The sequence below is a fragment of the Micromonospora sp. NPDC049366 genome (assembly GCF_044466625.1).
Lineage (GTDB): Bacteria > Actinomycetota > Actinomycetes > Mycobacteriales > Micromonosporaceae > Micromonospora.
The window spans coordinates 21,488-41,628 of the sequence record NZ_JBITMV010000021.1 but is presented as its reverse complement, the minus strand read 5'-3'; the positions used below and the strand labels follow the sequence as shown (position 1 = coordinate 41,628).

Here is a 20,141-nt window from a genome sequence, read left to right as displayed (position 1 = left end):
CCGCCCCGGTCAGCTCCTGGCTGCCGCCGTCGCCGACGTAGAGGCAGTCCTGTGGGGCGAGCCCGAGTCGGCGGCACGCCGCCAGGTAGAGCTCCGGGTCCGGCTTGCAGCGGCCCACCTGCACCGAGAAGACCCGGACGTCCAGCAGCGGCGCGACCGGCAGCCGCGGCAGGAAGGCCGGAAGCTCGTACGTGCAGTCGCTGATCACCCCCGTACGCAGACCGCGGCGATGCAGCGCCGCCAACGTCGACACCGCGTCGGGGCGCAGCCGGGTGTCCGCGCGTACGGCCCGGTGGCGGGACGCCACGGCCGCGCGCACCACGTCGTCCGACGGGTGTACGCCGGCCCGCGCGCACACCCAGCGCATCGTCGCCTCGTCGTTGCCGAGTTGGCCGGTGGCGCGTTCGTAGAACGTCCGGTCGAGCACGTCGGTGAGCGTCTCGGGGGAGCAGCCCAGCAGGTCGGCGACGTCGGCGTGGGCCGCCCCGCGCTGGACGGAGCGGGTCAGCGTGCCGAAGAAGTCGAAGAGCACGGCCTGGTAGCTGGGCATGGGGGAGCGCCTCCGGGCGTGGGGGTGTCGCCGGCGCGGACCGCATGATCGTAACGAAGTGCTGACGGTCAGTGGCGGTCCGGGTCGTGTGAGGATTGCTCTCCGTGTCCGCAGTTCAGCATCGCCCGCCCATCGACCCGGTGACCACCGGTGCGCTGGCCCTGGCCGTCGTCGCCGTCTCGTCGTCCGCGCCGCTGGTCGCGTACGCGGCCGCGCCCGCCCTGGCCGTCGCGTTCTGGCGCAACCTGCTCGCGGTCGGCGTGCTCGGCCCGATCTCGGCGACCCGGCGGCGGGCCGAACTCCGGGCGCTGACCGTGGGCGCCGGGCGGCGGGAGGGCTGGTACTGCGTGCTCGCCGGCGTCGCGCTCGCCGCCCACTTCGCCACCTGGATGCCGAGCGCCCAGCTCACCTCGGTGGCCGCCGCGACCGCGCTCGGCGCCACCCAGCCGGTCTGGCAGGGGCTGATCGCCCGGGGGCAGGGTCGCCGCCTCCCGCCGGTGGTGTGGCTCGGCATCGGGGTGGCGGTCGCCGGGGCGGTGGTCGCCACCGGAGCCGACTTCGCGGTCTCCGGCCGGGCGTTCGCCGGTGACCTGCTCGCGGTGACCGGTGGACTCTTCGCCGCGATCTACACCGCGTTCGGGGAGCGGGCCCGCGTCAGCATCAGCACCACCACGTACACCACGATCTGCTACGGCGTCTGCTCGCTGATCCTGCTGGTCGTCTGCCTGGTGGGCGGGGTGCCGCTGGCCGGCTTCGACGACCGGACGTGGTTGGCCATCCTGGCCCTGGTGGTGGGCGCCCAGCTGCTGGGGCACTCCATGTTCAACTACGCGCTGCGCCGGGTCTCGGCCACCACGGTCAGCGTGCTGATCCTGCTGGAGGCGCCGGGCGCCGCCCTGATCGGCTGGGTCTGGCTCGGCCAGCTGCCCCGCACCCTCGCCCTGCCGGGGCTCGCGCTGCTGCTCGTCGGCGTGGCCGTGGTGGTGCTCGGCGGCGCCCGCGCCGGCCGTCGCACCGAGCCGGTCCCCGCCGACGCCGCCGCGGCCCCGGACTGACCCGCCGGGTCGACCGTCGGTGGCGGAGGCGCCGACCGCTGACCGGTCGCGCAGCCACCGGCCGGGCCACCCCACCTCGGTAGGGGCACTTTCCCGCGCAAGAGTCGCCATTCCGCCACCCATCGGGACGCTTTCGGTGACAGTGCGGAGGAGGCAGCGCGAGAAAGGTCGGAGATGGGGCGGCGCGACGGCGAGGCGGACGGGGATGGTGAGGCGGGGCCCGTCGTCACCCCGTCGGCCGAGTTCCCGCCGCTGGCCGAGCGGGAGCTGGCGGCGCTGCGCCGGATCGGCGAGCAGTGGTACGCGGCCTCGCCGCCCCGGCCCGACGGCGAGTTACCGGTCGACCCCACGCTCGGGCGGTACCCGGGCCGGACCGTTCCCGGCCGGTTCGGTCGGCTCGCCCCGATCGCGATGTTCCAGGTCGGTGACCCCGGCGAACTGGTCGCGGCCGAACCGGCCACCGCGCCCCGCACCCGGCCCGGGCGGGGACTGAACCGGATCCGGCGGGTGGTCCTCGGGCCGCCGCTACGCAGCAGCGCCGTCGTCTACGAGCGGATGCGCAAGCTGGTCGCCCTCCCGGTGCTCTCCTCCGACCTGCTCAGCTCCGTCGCGTACGGGCCGGAGGCGATGCTGGCCGTGCTGGTGCTCGCCGGCAGCGGCGCGCTGGGGCTGTCCCTTCCGCTGGCCGCCGTCCTGGCGGTGCTGATGGTGGCCGTCGGTGTCTCGTACCGGCAGACGGTGGTCGCCTACCCGCACGGCGCCGGCTCGTACGTGGTGGCGACCGACAACCTCGGCGTCCGACCCGGGCTCGCCGCGGCCGCCGGCCTGATGGTGGACTACGTGCTCACGGTGGCGGTGTCGGTGGCGGCCGGGGTCCACGCGGTCACCTCCGCGATACCGAGCCTGTCCGGCTACGCCGTGCCGCTCGGCGTGCTGACGATCGCCCTGCTGCTCGCCGGTAACCTGCGGGGCGTACGCGCGGCGGGCAACCTGTTCGTCTGGCCCACGTACGCCTTCGTGTTCGCGCTGCTCGCCGTGCTCGTCGTCGGATACGTGCGGGCCGGCGCCCGGGGCTTCGCGCCGGTCGGCCCGCCGCCCGTTCCGGTCACCGAGGGTCTGGGCCTGGTGCTGGTGCTGCGGGCCTTCGCCTCGGGCGCGGTGTCGATGACCGGCATCGAGGCCGTGTCGAACGCGGTGCCCGCCTTCCGGCGACCGGAGTGGCGCAACGCCCGCACCACCCTCGGTTGGATGGTCGGCATGCTGGTGGTGCTCTTCGTCGGGCTCACTCTGCTGATCCACCTCAACGGCCTGGTGCCCGCGCGGGAGGTGACGCTGCTGTCCCAACTCGCCCGGGCCACCTTCCCCACCGGCCCGTGGTACGGCCTGGTGCAGGCGGCGACCGCGCTGATCCTGCTGCTGGCGGCCAACACCGCGTTCGCCGGCTTCCCCCGGCTGCTGTTCTTCATGGCCCGGGCCGGCCACGCGCCACGGCGGTTCCTGCACATGGGGGATCGGCTGGCCTTCAGCGACGGGCTGATCGCGCTGGCGCTCGCGGCGGGGCTGGTGTTCGTGACCTTCGGTGGCCATACCCAGGCGCTGATCCCGCTCTACGCGGTCGGGGTGTTCCTCGCGTTCACCCTCTCCCAGGCCGGCATGGTGGTGCACTGGCGTCGACGGCGCGGATCGGGCTGGCGCCGCCGCGCCAGCGTCAACGCCCTCGGCGCGACCCTCTCCGGCCTGGTGCTGGTGACCGCCGCCTTCACCAAGTTCCACGAGGGCGCCTGGGTGGTGGTGGTCGCCGTACCGCTGCTGGTGCTGTTGGCGCTGGGCATCCACCGGCACTACCGGCTGGTGGACGAGTCGCTGTCGCTGCATCCGTCGCCGAACGGCGGCCGACCGCCCATGGCGCTCGCGCCGCTGCCCGGCGCCGCCGAGCCGGGCGCGCCGGCCGAGGCCCAGGAGCTGCCCCAGCAGGTCCGGCACCTGGTGGTGGTGCCGGTCGCCCGGCTGAACCGGGCCGAGCTGCGGGCCCTCGCGTACGCGGTGTCGCTGGGCCAGCCGACCCTCGCCGTGCACATCGCGCCGGAGGACGCCGAGGCGGACCGGTTCCGTGAGCAGTGGACAGCGTGGGGGGACCACGTCCGGCTGGAGGCGATCGTGTCGCCGTACCGGGCGGTGATCGGGCCGCTGGCCCACTACCTGGAGGCGCTGCACGCCTCCCGGCCGGACGTGCTGCTCACCGTGGTCGTGCCGGAGGTGGTGGTACGCGGCCGGCGGTACCGGCCGCTGCACAGCCGGACCGAGCAGCGGCTGCGGCGGGCGCTGCGACCGCTGCCGGGCGTCGTGGTGACCAATCTGCCGGTCCACCTGGACGACTGACCGGGCGGTGCCGGTGCGGGTCTCACTCCGCCAGGCCGACCGCCTTGGCGCTGGCCGACCAGAGTCGGGCGGCGAGCCGGGGATCGCTCGCCTTGCGCAGCGGTCGCCGCAGCCGCCGGTTGTAGTAGTAGCCGCCGTCGACCAGCCGCGCCGGGTCGGTGTTGGCGAGCCAGATCAGCGTCTCGGCCCCCCGCTCGGGGCTGCGGAACGGCATGACCCGCATGCCGAGGGCGACCAGCCGGCTGTCGTTGCCGAACCGGGTCCGGACCACTCCGGGGTGGAAGGAGTGCGCGGGCACCGTCGGCCAGCGCCGGGCCGCCTCGGCGGCGAACAGGATGTTCGCCTGCTTGCTCGTGCCGTACGCGGACAGTGGCCGGTACCGGCGCAGCGCCGCGTTCAGGTCGTCCGGGTCCAACGCGCCACTGCGGTGCGCGCCGGACGCGGTCACCAGCAGGCGGCCGACCCGGTCCCGCAGCAGGTTGCTGAGCAGGAACGGGGCGAGATGGTTGGCCTGGATGGTGAGTTCGAACCCGTCCACGGTGGTCGCCGGCCGCAGCACGATCGCTCCGGCGTTGTTGATGAGCACGTCGACCCGGTCGTACGCGGCCCGCAGCTTCTCGGCCAGCCGGCGCACGTCGTCCAGCACGGCGAAGTCGGCCCGGAACAGCTCGGGCCGCTCACCGGACGCGTCGCGCACCCGATCACCGGCAGCCTGCAACCGGGCCGGGTCCCGCCCGACGAGTACCACCTGGTCACCGCGCCGGGCAAGGTCGACGGCCGTGGCCAGGCCGATGCCCGAACTGGCGCCGGTCACCACCACGAGCCGCCGGCCAGTGAGATCTTCCACAGCTCCATTCACCCCGGTCATGGCGCGAGGTTACCGTGGCGTAACCACCTTGGGGATCGTTGAGTTCCAGGTCTTCGTCGGCTGGCGTCGGCGCGTGCGCCGGACGTCGGAAGGAGCGCATCCATGACCGCAGTCGGTCGCCCCCGCCGGTCCTGCCTCGCGGTACCGGGTTCCAGCGTCAAGATGCTCGGCAAGGCCCAGGGCCTCCCCGCCGATCAGGTCTTCCTCGACTTGGAGGACGCGGTCGCCCCGCTGGCGAAGCCGGACGCGCGCAAGAACATCGTGGCGGCGCTCAACGAGGGTGACTGGGCCGGCAAGACCCGCGTGGTCCGGGTCAACGACCTGACCACCCCGTGGACCTACCGGGACGTCATCGAGGTCGTCGAGGGCGCCGGCGCCAACCTCGACTGTGTGATGCTGCCGAAGGTGCAGAACGCCGCCCAGGTGCAGTGGCTGGACCTCACCCTCACCCAGCTGGAGAAGACGCTCGGCCTGGAGGTCGGCCGGATCGGCATCGAGGCGCAGATCGAGAACGCCGCCGGTCTGGTCAACGTGGACGAGATCGCCGCAGCCTCACCCCGGGTGGAGACCATCATCTTCGGCCCGGCCGACTTCATGGCCTCGATCAACATGAAGTCGCTGGTGGTCGGCGCGCTCATCCCCGACTACCCGGGCGACCCCTACCACTACATCCTGATGCGGATCCTGATGGCCGCCCGGATGCACGACAAGCAGGCCATCGACGGCCCGTTCCTCCAGATCCGCGACGTGGACGCGTTCCGCGAGGTGGCCAGGCGTTCGGCCGCGCTCGGCTTCGACGGCAAGTGGGTGCTGCACCCGGGTCAGATCGACGCGGCGAACGAGGTCTACTCGCCGGCGCAGGCCGACTACGACCACGCCGAGCTGATCCTCGACGCGTACGAGCACTACACCTCCGAGGCCGGCGGCAAGCTGGGCGCCGTGATGCTCGGCGATGAGATGATCGACGAGGCCTCCCGCAAGATGGCCCTGGTGATCGCCGCGAAGGGCCGCGCCGCCGGGATGCGGCGGACCTCCACCTTCACCCCGCCGGCGGAGTGACCCCGCCGGCGGGGGATTCGCCGGTCAGTAGCCGGTGCTGTCGCCCTCCGTGATCGCCCACGCGATCAGCGCGCCGTAGAAGATGATCAGCAGGATCAGCAGTGCGGTGAGGATCCAACCGACGATGATGGCGGCCTTGGCCATCCCCGCGCCGCCCTCACCGGTCTGCCGGATCTGCTTCTGCGCGACGTGGCCGAGGATCGCGCCCACCGGCGCGGTGACGCAGGACGTCAGTCCGATCAGCGACAGGATCAGGGCGGCGACCGCCAGCCCGTTGGTCTTCGGCTGCGCCGGGGGGTAGCCGTAACCCGGGTAACCCGCGACCGGGGCCACCGCCGGATAGCCCGGCAGGGCGTACGGGGCGGTGGTCGGCGGCTGTTGGGCGGTGGCGTACGGGTCGACCGGCTGTTGGGCGGTGGCGTACGGGTCGACCGGCGCGTACGGGTCGACCGGGCCGGGCTGGGTGGGCACCGGCTGTCCGCTGACCGACAGCGTCGGGTCGACCGGCGGGCTCGACTGCTGGCCCGACCACGCCGGGTCGTTCCAGCCGCCGGGCGGCGGGGGATATGTCATGCGCTTCTCTCCGTCGGAAGGGGATGCGCCGTCAGGGTAGCCAGCGGCGGGTAAACCGGATGTCCCTGCTCCCGGGTGCCGCGTTGCCCGGACCCGTTGAAACGGGCAGGATCCTGGCATGGCAATCGACGCGCGAGCCGCCGACCGCTCCGGCAGCCGACCGAGACGGGACGTCAGCCGCCCCGGCCTGGCCCGGCGCAGCCGGACCGGCGCCCCGGCCGGCGCGAACGGGCAGGAGACCGCCGCCCTGCCCGAGCCGGTCACCATGCGACTCGACGGTCGGGTCGCGCTGGTCACCGGCGCGGGCAGCCCCGACGGGATCGGCTACGCGACGGCCCGCCGGCTCGCCGACCTCGGCGCGCGGGTGGCCATCGTCTCGACCACGCGGCGGATCCACGAGCGCGCCAGCGAGCTCGGCGTCACCGGCTTCGTCGCCGACCTGACCGACGAGTCCGAGGTCGGCGCGCTGGCCGACGCGGTCGCCGACCAGCTCGGCGACGTCGAGGTGCTGGTCAACAACGCCGGTCTCGCCAGCCGCGCCAGCCCCGAGGTGCTGCGCCCGGTGTCCCAGCTCAGCTACGACGAGTGGCGCGGCGAGATCGACCGCAATCTGACCACCGCGTTCCTGTGCAGCCGGGCGTTCATCGGTGGGATGGCCGAGCGCGGCTGGGGGCGCATCGTCAACCTGGCCGCCACCGCCGGGCCGGTCAACGCCCTGCCCACCGAGGCCGCGTACGCGGCGGCGAAGGCCGGCGTGGTCGGGCTGACCCGGGCGCTCGCCATGGAGATGATCGCGGACGGAGTGACCGTGAACGCGGTCGCGCCGGGCACCATCCACACTGCCGCCTCCACGGTGGCCGAGATCAAGCAGGGCCTCGGCACCCCGGTCGGCCGCCCCGGCACGCCTGACGAGGTGGCCGCGGCGATCGTCTTTCTCTGCTCACCGGCCGCGTCCTACATCACCGGTCAGATGCTGGTGGTCGACGGCGGCAACAGCGTCCGCGAGGCGCAGTACCGCTGAGCCGGCTCAGTAGCCGCTGCCGGTGCCGTCGTTTCCGGCGAACGCCAACAGGGCGATCCAGCCGCAGCAGATCAGCAGCCCCAGGCCGGTGAAGACGTAGCCGAGGATGAGCCCCCAGGTGGCGAGCTGGTCGCCGGACTCGCCGCTGGTCTTGAGCTGCCGCTTGGCCAGGTGACCCAGCACCGCGCCGGCGGGCGGGAAGACGAACGCGAAGATCAACGACAGGATGGCCAGCACGTTCGTCGGGCTGCCGGGCCCGACGGGCGGCGGCGGGCCGTACTGCCCGTAGGGCCCCTGCGGGGCATACGGCGGCTGCTGCCCCCACTGCGGGCCCGACGGGTAGCCGCCCGGCTGGCCGAACGGCGAACCACCCGGTGGGGGCGCGTTGGGGGACCACTCACCGGGCGGCTCGTACGGCGAGGGAGGTGCCTCCGCACCCGAGGGCCCGTACGGTGACGGCGGCTCGGCACGCGGCGGCTCGTACGGCGACGGCGGCTGGTCGCCGCGCGGCGGTTCGTACGGCGACGGCGGCGGTTCGGCGCCGGACGGGTCGGGTGGTCCGGACGGCGGCGGGTTGGTCACGGTCTCCTCCTCCTGCCGACGCCGGCCATGGCCCTCTTGCCGGACGCTACCCGCAGCGGTGAACCTTTTCACAGCGGTTGTGTGGACTGGTCACCTTGGCCTCGCCGGCCCGGAGGCCGATACTGACCGAGCGTTCAGCTACCCATGAGTAATGTGTCGATCCCCGGAGGCTGAGATGGCCCGACTCGCGCAGACGCCCGGCCTGACCGATGTGCAGCGGTCGATCCTGGAGACCGTCCGGGAGTTCGCCGACAAGGAGATCATCCCGCACGCGCAGCGGCTGGAGCACGCCGACGATTACCCCACCGACATCCTCGACGGGATGCGCGAGATGGGGCTGTTCGGCCTCACCATCGACGAGGAGTACGGCGGCCTCGGCGAGTCCCTGCTCACCTACGCCCTCGTGGTCGAGGAGCTGTCTCGGGGCTGGATGTCGATCTCCGGCATCGTCAACACGCACTTCATCGTGGCGTACCTGATCTCCCAGCACGGCTCCGCCGAGCAGAAGAGCCGGCTGTTGCCGCGGATGGCCACCGGCGAGGTGCGGGGCGCGTTCTCCATGTCCGAGCCCGAGTGCGGGTCCGACGTCTCGGCGATCAAGTCCAAGGCCGTCCGCGACGGCGACACCTACGTGCTCAACGGCCAGAAGATGTGGCTGACCAACGGGGCGTACTCGTCGGTGGTGGCCACGCTGGTCAAGACCGACACGGGCGCCGACTCGGTCTACGGCAACATGAGCACCTTCCTGCTCGAGAAGGAGCCCGGCTTCGGCGAGACCGCGCCCGGCCTCACCATCCCCGGCAAGATCGACAAGATGGGCTACAAGGGCGTCGAGACCACCGAGATGGTGCTCGACGGGGTCACCGTCCCGGACACGGCGGTCCTCGGCGGGCCCGAGAAGGTCGGCCGGGGCTTCTACCAGATGATGGACGGCATCGAGGTCGGCCGCGTCAACGTCGCCGCCCGCGCCTGCGGCATCTCCCTCCGGGCCTTCGAACTCGCCGTCGCGTACGCCCAGCAGCGCCGCACCTTCGGTCAGCCCCTCGCGCGCCACCAGGCCATCGCGTTCAAGCTCGCCGAGATGGGTACGAAGATCGAGGCCGCGCACGCCCTCATGGTGAACGCCGCCCGGCTGAAGGACGCCGGCCAGCGCAACGACGTCGAGGCCGGAATGGCCAAGCTGCTCGCGTCGGAGTACTGCGCCGAGGTGGTGCAGGAGGCGTTCCGCATCCACGGCGGCTACGGCTACTCCAAGGAGTACGAGATCGAGCGCCTGATGCGCGAGGCGCCGTTCCTGCTGATCGGCGAGGGCACCTCGGAGATCCAGAAGACCATCATCTCGCGCGGCCTGCTCAGGGAGTACAAGCTCTGATCCGGCTCCGCCCGCCCGCCGACTCCCCGGAGCGGGCGGCTCCCGCGCCCGAGGAGCGGTGCCCGACCCCGCGGGCGCGACCAGCTCCGGTGAACGTCGCTGGTCGGGGCCCGGCCGCGACCGGGCGCTTCAGATCAGCCGGGTCAGACCGGCGGCGGCCCGCTCCACGCTGAGGCAGCGGTCCTCGACGTAGTCGAGGCCCGCCTCCGTGGCGATCCGCCGGGCCTCCGGCGAGACGATGCCGAGCTGGAGCCACACCGCCGGGGCGCCGATCTCCACCGCCTGCCGGACCGCGTCGACCGCGTCCTCGGCCGGCCGGAACACGTCGACCAGGTCGACCGGGTGCGGGATGTCGGCCAGGGACGGGTAGGCGGGCTCGCCGAAGAGCTCGTCGACCATCGGGTTGACCGGGATGATCCGCCAGCCGTGCCGCTGCATCTGCAACGGCACACGGTGCGCGGCCTTCAGCGGGTCGCGGGACGCGCCCACGACCGCGATCACGGCGGCGTCGGCGAGGATCTGATGAGCGGTACGCACCCGGCGACTGTAACTCCGGTGCGGCCCACCCGCCGCGAGCCGGCGGATCGGGCCGGCCCGGTCACAGCAGGGTCAGCTGCTCGCCGGCCGGCCGTGGCGGCGGCTCCGGCCGGTTCCGGTTGTCGCCGCGCTCGCCACCGAGCAGGCCGTGCCGGCGGGCGGCGATCCGCACCCGGGCGGTGAGCTCCCGCTGGTAGGTCTGCGGCGCGTAGGAGCCGGCCCCGTAGAGCTCGCGGTAACGGGGCACGAGGTGCGGGAACTCGCGGTCGAGCCAGCGCGCGTACCACTCCCGGGCGCCGGGGCGCAGGTGCAGGGCGAGCGGCGTCACGCTGGTCGCGCCCGCTGCGGCGATCGCGGCGACCGTGGCGTCGATCGATTCGTCGTTGTCGGTGAGGCCGGGCAGGATCGGCGCCAGCAACACCCCGACCGGGAAGCCCGCGTCGCTGAGCGCCCGGACGGCGTCGAGCCGTCGGCGCGGGCTCGGGGTGCCGGGCTCGACGGCGCGCCAGAGCCGCTCGTCGACGAAGCCCACCGAGTAGGAGACACCGACCCGGGTGACCTCGGCGGCCTGTCGCAGCAGCGGCAGATCGCGCAGGATCAGCGTGCCCTTGGTGAGGATCGAGAAGGGGTTGGCGAAGTCGCGCAGCGCCGCGATGATCTGCGGCATCAGCTGGTAGCGCCCCTCGGCGCGCTGGTAGCAGTCGACGTTGGTGCCCATCGCCACGTGTGCGCCGCGCCAGCGCGGCGCGGCCAGCTCCCGGCGCACCAGCTCGCCCGCGTTGACCTTGACGATCACCTTCCGGTCGAAGTCCGCCCCGGCGTCGAGATCGAGATAGGTGTGGGTGTTCCGGGCGAAGCAGTTGTGGCTGACCACGCCATTCGCGATGAAGTCGCCGGTGCCGGTGGTGATGTCCCACAGCGGCATCTCCAGACCCAACGGCTCGATCGCTGTCACCTGTAGCCGTGACTGGTGTTTCAGCGCCGCGCCTTCGAGGGAGCGCTTTCGGGTGATGGCCGGGTCGGTCAGGTGGAAGAAGCGCAGGCGCTCGGCGAGGCCGCCGGTGAGCCGAACGTTCTGCACGCCGGACGTGGGTCGCGGACTCTCCAGGACCGACCGGAAACCGAAGTGCGTCAGCGACCGCCGTACGTGATCGAGGATCTCGGCGTCGCTGTTGCTGATCCGGAAAACCCCTCGGCTGCAGCTACCCTCCGCGTCGAAGATGCCCGCCAGGAAACCACGCCGCCAGTCCTCCGTCGGGTCCGCGGGCCAGCAGATCAGCTCGGTGATCGCCTCGACGTGCGCCAGCCGGGAGGTGCGGATCGCCGAGATGGCGCGGCGGTGGGCGCTGGCCGGCGTGAAGTCGAAACGCGTGGTGTGAATGCCGGCCTCGGCCAGATAGCGCTCGCTGCGACTGAGCGCTTCCTCGTCGGCGAGTGCGAGCCGGAATCGGTGCACCGAGCCGGTGGCGTAGTGGTAGCTCGCCAGGTTCGCGTCGCCTCGAACCATGCCGCACAGGTAGCCCTTACGGTAGTCGGGCGAGTCCTTCGGGCCGTCGACGAAGCGGCCGGTGCCGATCAGTCGATTGTTGGTGGTCAGGTAGGGGCGTTGCTCGCGGCCCTGCATGGCGCCGGTGACGTACTTCCAGCCCCGGTCGGAGAGGAAGCGGTGGTCGCCGCTTGCCACCAGTGTGGTGCCGTCGGCGAGCCTGACGCGGTAGGCGGGCTTGACCGTCGACCACTTGGCCAGCACCGTCGTGACGACATAGCGGCGGTAGGCGCCCCGACGCTCCGTGCCGTAGATGCGGTCGCCGATGTCGAGATCCTGGATCTGTCTGGTCCGTCCGTCGGCCATCAGGATCGGAGTGTCACCGCCCAGGCAGTAGACGCAGGCATGAGTGCAGCCTCGGTAGGGATTGATCGTCCACTCGAACGGGACGCGCGAGGCACCGGGCACCCGGTTGATGATCGACTTGGCCCGCACCTCGTAGAACGTCATGCCCGCGAAGTCGGGGGTGTCGAAGGTGCGGACGGTGGCGCCGGGCAGCGCCAGCGGCAGGGGTGGCGTCGCTGGCGCTGCCCGCTCGGGAACTCCCTCGACCGGGGGAGCGGTGAGGTTGTCCCAGCGCATGGCCATTATTCGAACACATGTACGAGCGCTGCGCAAGCGACCCGCGCCACCTCGGCTGACCCTTTCCCGACCGCCGGGTGGAGGATGGGGGCATGGAGAGGTCGACGTTCGTCTACGACGGGGACTGCGCGTTCTGCACCCGCTGCGCCGAGTTCATCGAGCGGCACATCCCCACCTCGGCGCGGGTGGTGCCGTGGCAGTTCGCCGACCTGGCCGCCCTGGGGCTGACCGAGGACGAGTGCGAGCAGGCCGTGCAGTGGGTGGGCGCCGACGGCGTACGGGCGGCCGGCCCCGACGCCATCGCTCGCCTGCTGGGCGCCAGCGGGCCACTCTGGCGGGTCGCCGGGGCGGGGCTGCGGTTCCCGCCGGTGCGCGCGGCCGCCTGGCCGGCGTACCGCTGGGTGGCCCGCAACCGCCACCGGCTCCCCGGTGGCACCGCCGCCTGTGCCGTGCCGTCGGCCCGGCGGGACTGACCGGCGCCGCCGGGTGTGCGGTGCCCCGGCGGGACTGCCCGGGCGGCCGGTGGGACGAGCACCGGCCGTCGCCCCCGGGGTTGGTCAGTCGGCCAGGCCGGCGCAGGTGGCGCCGTCGATGGTGCAGCCGGTGGGAGCGGCGCTGATCGGTGCGCCCGCGACGCGGAACGTCACCCGGACCGACCCCTGGCCGGGCACCCGGCCGGACGCGCCGTCGGGCACGAAGGTCCAGGTCGCGCCGTCGCGGGTGGCCCGCGCGCCGGTCACCGAGGTGACCTCCAGCGATTTCCGGGGCAGGGTGATGACCAGCTTCCAGTCCGCCGCCGGGGCCGGACCGGGATTGCCGATGGTGACCGCGGCGCCGTAGCTGAGCAGCGCGCTGTCGGCGATGGCGAAGTCGGCCCGCAGCGGCACCGTGGCCGGCGCGGACGAGGTGGCCGGTCCGCCGCTGGTGGGCGGTGGCGCGCCGGTCGGCGCGGTCGTGCTGGGGTGCGGGTCCGGGGTGGGCCGGGCGGACCGGGCCGGCTGGGCCTGGGCGCCCGGGGTGCCCAGCTCGGGCGCGGCCGGCACGGCGGGGCCGGGCGGCGGGTCGAGGGCCACCGGGGCGAGCCGCTCCGGCGTCCGCAGGACCACGACGACGGGGATCGCGGTGGCGACCAGCATCGCCAGGGACGCGAGGGCGGCGACCCGGAAGACCGTCGAGCCGTCCCCCCGGCCGGTGAGCGCGCGTCGAGCCGACTCGCCCAGGGCCACGACCCGGTCGAGCAGGATGATCACCGCGGTCCTTCGCGGCCGCGGCGGTGATGCCGGCACTACCTTTCCCCCTTGCAGATCGTCACCGACGCGCCACCGCGGTCGGACGCGCGGTCACAGCGCGCGCAGCCCGGCGAGCAGTTCCTGGAGCAGGTCCTCGGATGGCAGCTCGGAGAGCGTCGGCGGCTCGTGCGTCTCGATCAACCCGGCGTCGAGCAGGTCACCGAGGAGCACCCGGACGGTGCCGACGGGCAGGTCCAGCTCCGCGCCGATCTCCGCCACCGAGAGCGGACGGCGGCACATGTCGACGATCGCCGCCTGCTCCGGGAAGAGGTGCGTCGTCGCGGGCACCGCCCCCCGGGTCACGATGAGGGTGATCAGGTCGAACCGTCCGCGGTCGGGTGCGCTGCGCCCGCCCGTCACCGCGTACGGGCGGACGACCGGCCCGGCCTCGTCGTCGTACCACGCCTCGTCAGCCGCGCCGGTGGGCTGCACCGATGCCCCCGCTCGTCGCCGCGGCCGGTTCCAGGTACACCGGCAGGTGTCGTTCCGCCTGGCCCACGAAGAGCGCCACCTCGTACGCCATGTCGCCGACCTCGGCGTCGCCGCTGATGCGGACGGTGAGGATCGCGCCGTTGCGGGTGGTGGCGACGAAGAGGAAAGCCTTGGCCATCTGCACGACGACCTGGCGCAGCGCGCCGCCGACGCAGACGCGGGTGGCGGCCAGCCCGAGCGATTCGAGACCGGCGACGAGGCTGGCGAGTTGGTCGCCCAGTTCGTCGTCCACGTTGCGGCTGGCGCCGAGCAGCAGCCCGTCGGGGGACAGCACCACCGCGAACTCCGCGCCGTGCACCCGGTCGACCAGGTCGTTCAGGGCGTCGGTCAGGCCGTCGGCGGTGACCGCTGAATGCGTCATCTGTGTCCTCTCGCTGCTCTCGAGATCGGTATCTCGACCGTGTCCGACCCCGTCGTGGCGGGCCCGGGCCGCACCGACCCGGGGTGTCGGGGCCGTACCGGAAGGTCGCCGGCGCCGGTCGTCCGTCGCGCCGACGGGCCGGGTCGGTGGCCGTCCCGCCCGGCCGCCGCACCGTCGGGCCCGGTCGGCACGACCAGGGTCGTCGGGAGCAGCACCACGGCCGCCGTCCCACCCCGGGGCCCGGGGTGCAGCGAGATCCGGGCGCCGCAGCGGGCGGCGAGCAGGGCAGCAGCGTACAGCCCGGCGCGCCCGGCGGGTGGCCCTGCCGGTGGCGGATCGGCCAGGAGGTGGTTCAGCTCGTCGAGCGCGGCGGGGTCGAGCCCGGGGCCGTCGTCGGCGACCACGACGACGCAGCCGTCCGGTCGGGGCTCGCCGGCCAGTCGCACCGTCGTGCTGGCCGGCGAGCAGTCCAGCGCGTTCTCGACGAGTTCGGCCAGCAGGTGGGTGACGTCGGTGACCGCCGGACCGGCGAGTGACCACGGCCAGTGCGGGGCGACGAGCACCCGTTGGTAGTCGGCGACCTCCGCGACGGCGCCGCGCGCCACGTCGAGCAGCGGCACGGGTCGCCGCCAGCGGCGGGCCGGCCGGGCGCCGGCGAGGCTGATCAGCTTCTCGACGTTGCGCCGGAGGCGGGTGGCGAGGTGGTCGAGCTGGAACAGGTCGGCGGTCTCCTCCGCGCTGTGTTCCCGCCGCTCCATGCCGTCGAGCAGGGTGAGCTGCTCGCGGAGCAGGGACTGGTTGCGCTGGGTGAGGCGGAGGAAGAGATCGTGGACGCCCGGGGTGCTGGCCGGGCGTCGGTCCGGCTCGGGCGGTGCCGTCGACGGTGCGGGGTGGACGGCCGGTGGGAGGACCGCGGTGGGCGTCTGGTCCGGGTGCGTCGGGGCGTACGCGTCGACGGTGGTGAGGCGGCGAAGGGTGCCGGCCCCGGCGACCAGCAGGCCGATGACCGCGATCAGGCCGAGCCCGAGCACGGCGCCGGTGCGCGCGACCACCAGGGCGGCGCCGGGGGTGGCCCGTTCCACGCTGCCGCGGGCGGTGGACCGGACGAGGTCGTGCAGCGCCGCCAGGGCCGGGTCCACCGCCGCCCGCCAGTCCTCCACGCCGAAAGCCGGTCGGTCGTCCTCGCCGCGCAGCACCTGGTCCTCCACGGACAGCAGGGCCACGAACCGGGGCCCCTCCAGGAGCGCGCGGTAGCTGTCCCGGTCGGCGGTGGGCAGCGCGGCGACGGCCTCGGCGGCCGCGTACCGCTGGATGCTGACGATCTCGGTGAGCCGGCGCCGGTCGTCGGCGCTGATGCTGCCGTTGGTGAGGGCGGTGGTGAGCAGGGTGTCCTCGCGGGCGAGCAGTTCCCGGGCGCGGGCCAGGGCCACGACGGCCCGGGTCTCGGCGGCGAGGGTGCTCTCCCGGGCACCCCACTCCGGACCGTAGACCGCGAAGGCGGCGTCGATGAGCCGGTCGTACCCGGCGACGGCCTCGACTTTGGCGTCGTCCGCCTCGGTGCGCAGGGCGGGCAGCCCGTTGAGCGCGCGCAGCAGGGCGTCGGCCCGGTCGCGTACCGCCCCGGCGGTGAGCAGCCGCAGGTCGGTGCCCGCGGCGGTCTCCCGCAGCGCGGCGACGGACCGGTCGGTGCCGGCCCGCGCGCCACCCAGGGCGGCTCGCGCGCGGGGTCCGCCGGCGATGGTCCCGGCGGTGAGTTGTCGCTCGGCCTGGAGGTCGAGGATCAGCCGGTCGGTGGGCTGGCCGAGGGTCTCGGCGAGGGCCCGGATCCGCAGCAGGTCGGCGGCGTCGCGTCCGGTCAGGTAGGAGGCGTACGACCAGAGGACGACCAGGATGACGGCGGCGGCGACGAACTGCCGCCGCAGGCGTGGCCCGTTCATCGCGCCGACCGTTCCGGCCAGGGCTGCCCGGCGGCCGTGCCGGACCGGTCGGCCACGATGGTGCGCAGCAGTGCCAGCAGCTCGGCACGGTTGGCGCAGTTGAGCCGGGAGCGCATGCGGGCGACGTGGTGTTCGACGGTCTTCGCCGAGATGAAGAGTCGGTCGCCGATCTCGCGGTAGGTCAGGCCGCCGAGGACCAACTCGGCCACCTCGCGCTCCCGGTCGCTGAGCCGGTGCGCGGGCGGGGCGGTGAGAGCGTCCGCGACCTGACCCTCGGGGCCGGTGGCGGGGTGCTGCCCGCCGCGCGTCCCGCCGGTGCGGCCCTGAAGCGTCCGGGCGCAGTCCAGCAGGGCGGTCATCGCGCGCCGGTCGGCGGTGCGGATCGCGGCCTGTCCGGCGAGTCGGGCGCCGTCCCAGCAGAGCCCGGCGTCGTACAGGCCGCGGGCGGCGGTCTCGACCCGGCCGGCGTCGACCACGCCCCGGAGGACGTCGACCCAGCTGGCGGCGGCGGTGGCGACGACGGCCGCGTACCGGCTGTGCGGTGCCGCGGCGAGCAGCGCGGCCACGTGTTCGTCGGCGACCGCCGGCTCCTCGGTGAGGATCGCCGCGTGCAGGCCGCTCCAGTGCAGTGGTGCGCTCCACAGTGGTGGATCGCCGAGCCGGGCCAGCAGGGACCGGGCCTGCGCCAGGTAGGGCGCGAGCCGGTCCAGGTCGCCGAGCCGGGCGCCGGTGACGGCCAGCTCGCCGAGCGGCAGCAGGGTGAACAGGTCCACCGGGTGGCGGACCACCGCCTCCAGGGCGTGCCCCCAGCCACGCTGGAGGGCGCCCAGGTCGCTGTTGCGTCGGGCGATGCCCAGCTCCAACGCGGTGGCGAAGAGCAGGTCCCGCGATTCGAGCGGTCGGCCGACGCCGACGACGCGGGCGAGCCGTTCGGCCGCGACCGCGGTGTGGCCGCGCACCATGAGGATCCAGGCCTGGAGGAGCCGGTGCCGGCGGGCCATCAGCGGACCGCCGATGCCGCTGGCCACGGCCCGGTCGAGCACCCGGTCGGCGATGTCGAGCTCGCCGCAGTGGACGGCGGTCAGCGCGGCGAGCGCGGCGGGGCTGTCCGGCAGGAGCACGGCCCGCCCGGCCGGTTCGAGGAGGGCGGTGGCCTGCACCAGGGTGGACAGGGCGGCGGTGGGTGACCCGGTGACGGTGTCGTGTACGCCGTCGGCCATCAGCTGGGCGGCGCTGGCGTGCAGCGTGGGCGGGCCGCCGCGGTCGTCGCCGGGGGTGCCCGCCGCGGCCGACGGGTCACCGCCGGCGAGCGCGCCGACGACGGCGAACGCGGCGGCCGGGGCGGCACCCGACCACCGGTACAGCTCGATGCTGCGGCCGAGCTGCCCGCGGTGGGCGAGCGCGGTGGCGGCCACCATGGCCGCCTCCGTGCGCTCGGTCGGCGCGGCGGAGGCGAGCAGCCGGTCGGCGAGGCGCAGGGCGGCGTCGAGGTCACCGGCGAGGGCGGCCGCGAGCGCCTGGCGGGCGGCGACCGGCCGTCCGGTGGCCGCCGCGGCGGCGAAGAGGTCCACCGCGAGGGCGGGGTCGCTGCCGAGCGCCTCCTCGGCGGCGGCTTCCAGCGTCCCGGCCGGGGCGTCGCCGGCCACTCCGGCCGCGCGCAGCGCGCGGACCAGCGGCAGCACCGGGCCGCCGCGGGCCAGCTGCACCTCGCTGAGGCGCCGCCACACCGTGGTGCGTTCGGTGGCCGGGCTGAGCGCGGTCACGGCCCGGCGGACCAGCGGCGCGAGCCGACCGTCCGCGCCGAGCAGGCCGGCCGAGCGGGTCGCCGCGACGAGGGCGTCGACCTCGGCGGGGTCGCGGCCGAGCAGCGTGCCGAGCAGGTCCACCGGCAGCGGTACGCCGGCGGCGACGGCGAGCAGCAGCCGCCGTACGTCGGGGGCGAGGTCCTCCAGGTCGGGTCCGAACTCCAGGACGACCTGCCGGGGCGGTTCGGCCGGGACGCCGGGGCGGGCCGGGACGCCGCGCAGCGCGCGGACCAGACGTTCGACGTCGCGGGGCACGCCAGCGGTCTGTCCGTGTACGAAGTCGACCAGCTCGCCGCGTCGGCCGAGCTCGGGCACGGCGGCGAGGTAGGCGGCGGTCTGCTCCCGGGCGAACGGGGTCAGCAGGACGACGTGACCGTCCCGCCGCACCGCGTCGGCCAGCTCCACCAGCCCGGCGGAGCGCGGCCACGGCCGGTAGGCGACGGCGAGACGCTGCCGTCGTCCGGCGGCCAGGTGGCGCAGGGCGGCGAGGCTGGCGTCGTCGAGCCGGTGGGCGTCGTCGACCAGCAGCACCGCGTCCGGGTCGGCCCGGTCGGGCAGGTCGGCCGGGTTCTCCAGGACCGGGACGCCGGCCCGGCGGTAGACCCGGGCCAGCTCCTGGAGGTACGCGCTGCGTCCGTGCCCGCCCGGACCGGTCACGGCGAGGAGCAGTGGTGCGGACGGGTCGGCGGCGACCGTGTCGAGGAGGGCCTGTGGGGCGCGGTCCAGCACCAGCCGGTCACCGGCGACAGTGCTCATGATCATCGTCGTCATCCTTCGCGTCCCCGGCCCCGGGTCAGCGCGAGGCGGGACGCCTTCGGCAGCTCCAGCGGGGTGATCCGGACCGGGGGACGGGGTGGGGGTTCACTGTGGACCATTCGGTCGTGGTCGGGACGGCGGGGCGCCGGGACGGCTGGACCGGCGCGACGCGGGCCGGCGGCGGGTCGGGGCGCGTGCTCGGGGGCGGCCGGCCGGGGGCGCGGTGACACCACCTCGCAGGCCGCCAGCGCCGCGCCCGTGGCGGCGGTGAGCTGCGGCTCGGGCTCCACCTCCACCGGCACCGGGAAGGCGGCGGCGAGCAGCTCGGCGACCAGCGGGATCCGGGTGGAGCCCCCGGTCAGCAGGACGGCGTCGAGCTCGTCGGGCCGCAGCCCGGCGGAGCGGACGGTGCGAACCAGCAGGTCGACGGTCGCCTGCACCGCGGGGCGGATCATCTCCTCGAACTGCACCCGGCTCACCGGCACCCGGGTCGGCCCGGCGGGCAGGGTGAGCAGCACGTCGGTTCCGGTGTCGACGGTCAGCGCGCGCTTGGCCCGGTCGCACTCCGGACGCAGGGCGCGCAGGGTGATGTACGTCTCGCGGCGGCCGATCGCGGCCAGCTCGCGGGCGAGCACGGTGCGTACGTGTTCGGCGAGCGCCTCGTCGAAGTCGGCGCCGCCGATCCGGTCCAGCCCCTGCGGGAAGCCGAGCGTCTCGTAGCGACCGTGGGCGTTGCGCCGCACCAGCGCCGCCTCGAAGCTGTCGCCGCCCAGGGCGTAGACGGCGGCGGTGCTGCCGGCGAAGCCCCGGGCCGCGTGACTCTCCGCCACCGTGACCGTGCGGGGCAGCAGCGTCACGTGGTTCAGCCCCTGCTCCCAGAGTGCCGCGTGCAGCAGGTCCCGCCGGTGCCGCCCCCACCCGGCGGGATGGCTCAGCACGACCGCCTCGGCCGGCTCGCCCTCCCGGCCGTGCACGCGTTCCACCACCCAGGCCGCCAGCACGGCGGTGAGCAACTGCGGCGGGCACGCCTCGCCGGCGAGGAGCATCGGCACGTCGTCACCGATCCGGCCGACGAAGCCGCGGGCGGTGCGGCTGCCGTCGTCGGTGCCGGACTCGCCGACCACCAGCGTGCCGTCCGCGCCGAGGTGCAGCACCGAGGGCAGGGTGGCCGAGTCGCCGTCGAGCGCGACCACCTCGGGGCGGGCCCAACTCGGCCCACGCCGCCGCGCCATGGTGGCCACGGTGGTGGTGCTCCCGATGTCTATCCCCAGGACGTACGGCATGTGCTTTCTTCCTCGACCGCGAGTCGGGCGGCCGCATGGCACGGGTTTCCCACCGTGCGAGCGGCCCACCCCCGGTGAATCCCCGCGGGCTCCT

Annotated in this window: 17 protein-coding genes and 1 pseudogene; 6 read left to right on the top strand and 12 right to left on the bottom strand. The window is 74.4% G+C overall.

Translation table 11 applies throughout. The annotated features are described in order from the left end of the window. Positions 1-46 precede the first annotated feature (46 nt). Positions 47-550 (bottom strand): annotated as a pseudogene (locus ACIBTV_RS26260) (HAD family hydrolase); the annotation flags it as partial. A gap of 104 nt (positions 551-654) precedes the next feature. Here ACIBTV_RS26260 and ACIBTV_RS26255 point away from each other — a divergent pair. Together ACIBTV_RS26255 and ACIBTV_RS26250 are read left to right on the top strand one after the other, a co-directional pair. After that, positions 655-1,605 (top strand): DMT family transporter, encoded by a 951-nt coding sequence (locus tag ACIBTV_RS26255; RefSeq protein ID WP_396709092.1) that lies wholly within the window; start codon positions 655-657, stop codon positions 1,603-1,605. A gap of 174 nt (positions 1,606-1,779) precedes the next feature. Continuing rightward, entirely contained in the window at positions 1,780-3,984 is a 2,205-nt protein-coding gene (locus ACIBTV_RS26250) for an APC family permease (RefSeq protein WP_396709090.1), read from the top strand. A gap of 22 nt (positions 3,985-4,006) precedes the next feature. Here the strand turns inward: ACIBTV_RS26250 and ACIBTV_RS26245 are convergent, their stop codons facing one another. Beyond that, the gene (locus tag ACIBTV_RS26245; protein ID WP_396709187.1) at positions 4,007-4,831 is read right to left on the bottom strand and encodes an SDR family NAD(P)-dependent oxidoreductase; all 825 of its coding nucleotides are present in this window, start codon (positions 4,829-4,831) and stop codon (positions 4,007-4,009) included. A 123-nt stretch (positions 4,832-4,954) separates the two neighbouring features. On the opposite strand from ACIBTV_RS26245, the gene ACIBTV_RS26240 reads away from it, so the two are divergent. Continuing rightward, entirely contained in the window at positions 4,955-5,911 is a 957-nt protein-coding gene (locus ACIBTV_RS26240; RefSeq protein ID WP_396709088.1) for an HpcH/HpaI aldolase/citrate lyase family protein, read from the top strand. Between the two features lie 24 nt (positions 5,912-5,935). On the opposite strand, the gene ACIBTV_RS26235 is transcribed toward ACIBTV_RS26240, so the two are convergent. Further along, positions 5,936-6,484: a DUF4190 domain-containing protein gene (locus ACIBTV_RS26235; protein ID WP_396709086.1), complete on the bottom strand. Its 549-nt coding sequence runs from the start codon at positions 6,482-6,484 to the stop codon at positions 5,936-5,938. A gap of 187 nt (positions 6,485-6,671) precedes the next feature. Here ACIBTV_RS26235 and ACIBTV_RS26230 point away from each other — a divergent pair, with 187 nt between their 5' ends. Continuing rightward, a complete protein-coding gene (locus ACIBTV_RS26230) occupies positions 6,672-7,505 on the top strand; it encodes an SDR family NAD(P)-dependent oxidoreductase (protein WP_396709185.1) in 834 nt (277 codons plus the stop codon). A gap of 6 nt (positions 7,506-7,511) precedes the next feature. Here ACIBTV_RS26230 and ACIBTV_RS26225 read toward each other — a convergent pair whose 3' ends face one another. Beyond that, on the bottom strand, positions 7,512-8,087 hold the full coding sequence (locus ACIBTV_RS26225; RefSeq protein ID WP_396709084.1) for a DUF4190 domain-containing protein: 576 nt from the start codon (positions 8,085-8,087) through the stop codon (positions 7,512-7,514). Between the two features lie 175 nt (positions 8,088-8,262). On the opposite strand from ACIBTV_RS26225, the gene ACIBTV_RS26220 reads away from it, so the two are divergent. Continuing rightward, positions 8,263-9,459 carry an acyl-CoA dehydrogenase family protein gene (locus ACIBTV_RS26220; RefSeq protein ID WP_396709082.1) on the top strand — a complete coding sequence of 399 codons (1,197 nt, stop codon included), beginning with the start codon at positions 8,263-8,265 and terminating at the stop codon, positions 9,457-9,459. A 129-nt stretch (positions 9,460-9,588) separates the two neighbouring features. On the opposite strand, the gene ACIBTV_RS26215 is transcribed toward ACIBTV_RS26220, so the two are convergent. Then, on the bottom strand, positions 9,589-9,996 hold the full coding sequence (locus ACIBTV_RS26215) for a CoA-binding protein (RefSeq protein WP_396709080.1): 408 nt from the start codon (positions 9,994-9,996) through the stop codon (positions 9,589-9,591). A 61-nt stretch (positions 9,997-10,057) separates the two neighbouring features. Continuing rightward, a complete protein-coding gene (locus ACIBTV_RS26210; RefSeq protein WP_396709078.1) occupies positions 10,058-12,124 on the bottom strand; it encodes an intein-containing Rv2578c family radical SAM protein in 2,067 nt (688 codons plus the stop codon). 92 nt (positions 12,125-12,216) lie between these two features. Between ACIBTV_RS26210 and ACIBTV_RS26205 the strand changes: the two genes are divergently transcribed. Then, entirely contained in the window at positions 12,217-12,597 is a 381-nt protein-coding gene (locus ACIBTV_RS26205) for a thiol-disulfide oxidoreductase DCC family protein (RefSeq protein ID WP_396709076.1), read from the top strand. An 84-nt stretch (positions 12,598-12,681) separates the two neighbouring features. Here ACIBTV_RS26205 and ACIBTV_RS26200 read toward each other — a convergent pair whose 3' ends face one another. The 6 genes from ACIBTV_RS26200 to ACIBTV_RS26175 all read right to left on the bottom strand — a co-directional run bounded on the left by ACIBTV_RS26200 (position 12,682) and on the right by ACIBTV_RS26175 (position 20,047). Next, complete coding sequence (locus ACIBTV_RS26200) at positions 12,682-13,374, bottom strand: cellulose binding domain-containing protein (protein WP_396709074.1); 693 nt, start codon at positions 13,372-13,374, stop codon at positions 12,682-12,684. 90 nt (positions 13,375-13,464) lie between these two features. Next, positions 13,465-13,845, bottom strand: a complete 381-nt coding sequence (locus tag ACIBTV_RS26195; RefSeq protein ID WP_396709072.1) for a DUF742 domain-containing protein — start codon at positions 13,843-13,845, stop codon at positions 13,465-13,467. After that, positions 13,823-14,266 carry a roadblock/LC7 domain-containing protein gene (locus ACIBTV_RS26190; protein WP_396709070.1) on the bottom strand — a complete coding sequence of 148 codons (444 nt, stop codon included), beginning with the start codon at positions 14,264-14,266 and terminating at the stop codon, positions 13,823-13,825. Before ACIBTV_RS26190 ends, ACIBTV_RS26195 begins: the two co-directional genes overlap by 23 nt. Next, a complete protein-coding gene (locus tag ACIBTV_RS26185; RefSeq protein WP_396709068.1) occupies positions 14,263-16,203 on the bottom strand; it encodes a nitrate- and nitrite sensing domain-containing protein in 1,941 nt (646 codons plus the stop codon). The genes ACIBTV_RS26190 and ACIBTV_RS26185 overlap by 4 nt, the downstream gene beginning before the upstream one ends. Then, on the bottom strand, positions 16,200-18,770 hold the full coding sequence (locus ACIBTV_RS26180; RefSeq protein WP_396709066.1) for a LuxR C-terminal-related transcriptional regulator: 2,571 nt from the start codon (positions 18,768-18,770) through the stop codon (positions 16,200-16,202). The genes ACIBTV_RS26185 and ACIBTV_RS26180 overlap by 4 nt, the downstream gene beginning before the upstream one ends. Before the next feature lie 5 nt (positions 18,771-18,775). Then, the gene (locus ACIBTV_RS26175; protein WP_396709064.1) at positions 18,776-20,047 is read right to left on the bottom strand and encodes an Hsp70 family protein; all 1,272 of its coding nucleotides are present in this window, start codon (positions 20,045-20,047) and stop codon (positions 18,776-18,778) included. Positions 20,048-20,141: the final 94 nt, after the last annotated feature.

Coding starts and splice junctions, on each gene's coding strand:
- ACIBTV_RS26250 (WP_396709090.1), top strand. CDS start 1,780: ATGGGGCGGCGCGACGGCGAGGCGGACGGGGATGGTGAGGCGGGGCCC.
- ACIBTV_RS26240 (WP_396709088.1), top strand. CDS start 4,955: ATGACCGCAGTCGGTCGCCCCCGCCGGTCCTGCCTCGCGGTACCGGGT.
- ACIBTV_RS26235 (WP_396709086.1), bottom strand. CDS start 6,484: ATGACATATCCCCCGCCGCCCGGCGGCTGGAACGACCCGGCGTGGTCG.
- ACIBTV_RS26220 (WP_396709082.1), top strand. CDS start 8,263: ATGGCCCGACTCGCGCAGACGCCCGGCCTGACCGATGTGCAGCGGTCG.
- ACIBTV_RS26210 (WP_396709078.1), bottom strand. CDS start 12,124: ATGCGCTGGGACAACCTCACCGCTCCCCCGGTCGAGGGAGTTCCCGAG.
- ACIBTV_RS26205 (WP_396709076.1), top strand. CDS start 12,217: ATGGAGAGGTCGACGTTCGTCTACGACGGGGACTGCGCGTTCTGCACC.
- ACIBTV_RS26190 (WP_396709070.1), bottom strand. CDS start 14,266: ATGACGCATTCAGCGGTCACCGCCGACGGCCTGACCGACGCCCTGAAC.
- ACIBTV_RS26185 (WP_396709068.1), bottom strand. CDS start 16,203: ATGAACGGGCCACGCCTGCGGCGGCAGTTCGTCGCCGCCGCCGTCATC.
- ACIBTV_RS26180 (WP_396709066.1), bottom strand. CDS start 18,770: ATGATCATGAGCACTGTCGCCGGTGACCGGCTGGTGCTGGACCGCGCC.
- ACIBTV_RS26175 (WP_396709064.1), bottom strand. CDS start 20,047: ATGCCGTACGTCCTGGGGATAGACATCGGGAGCACCACCACCGTGGCC.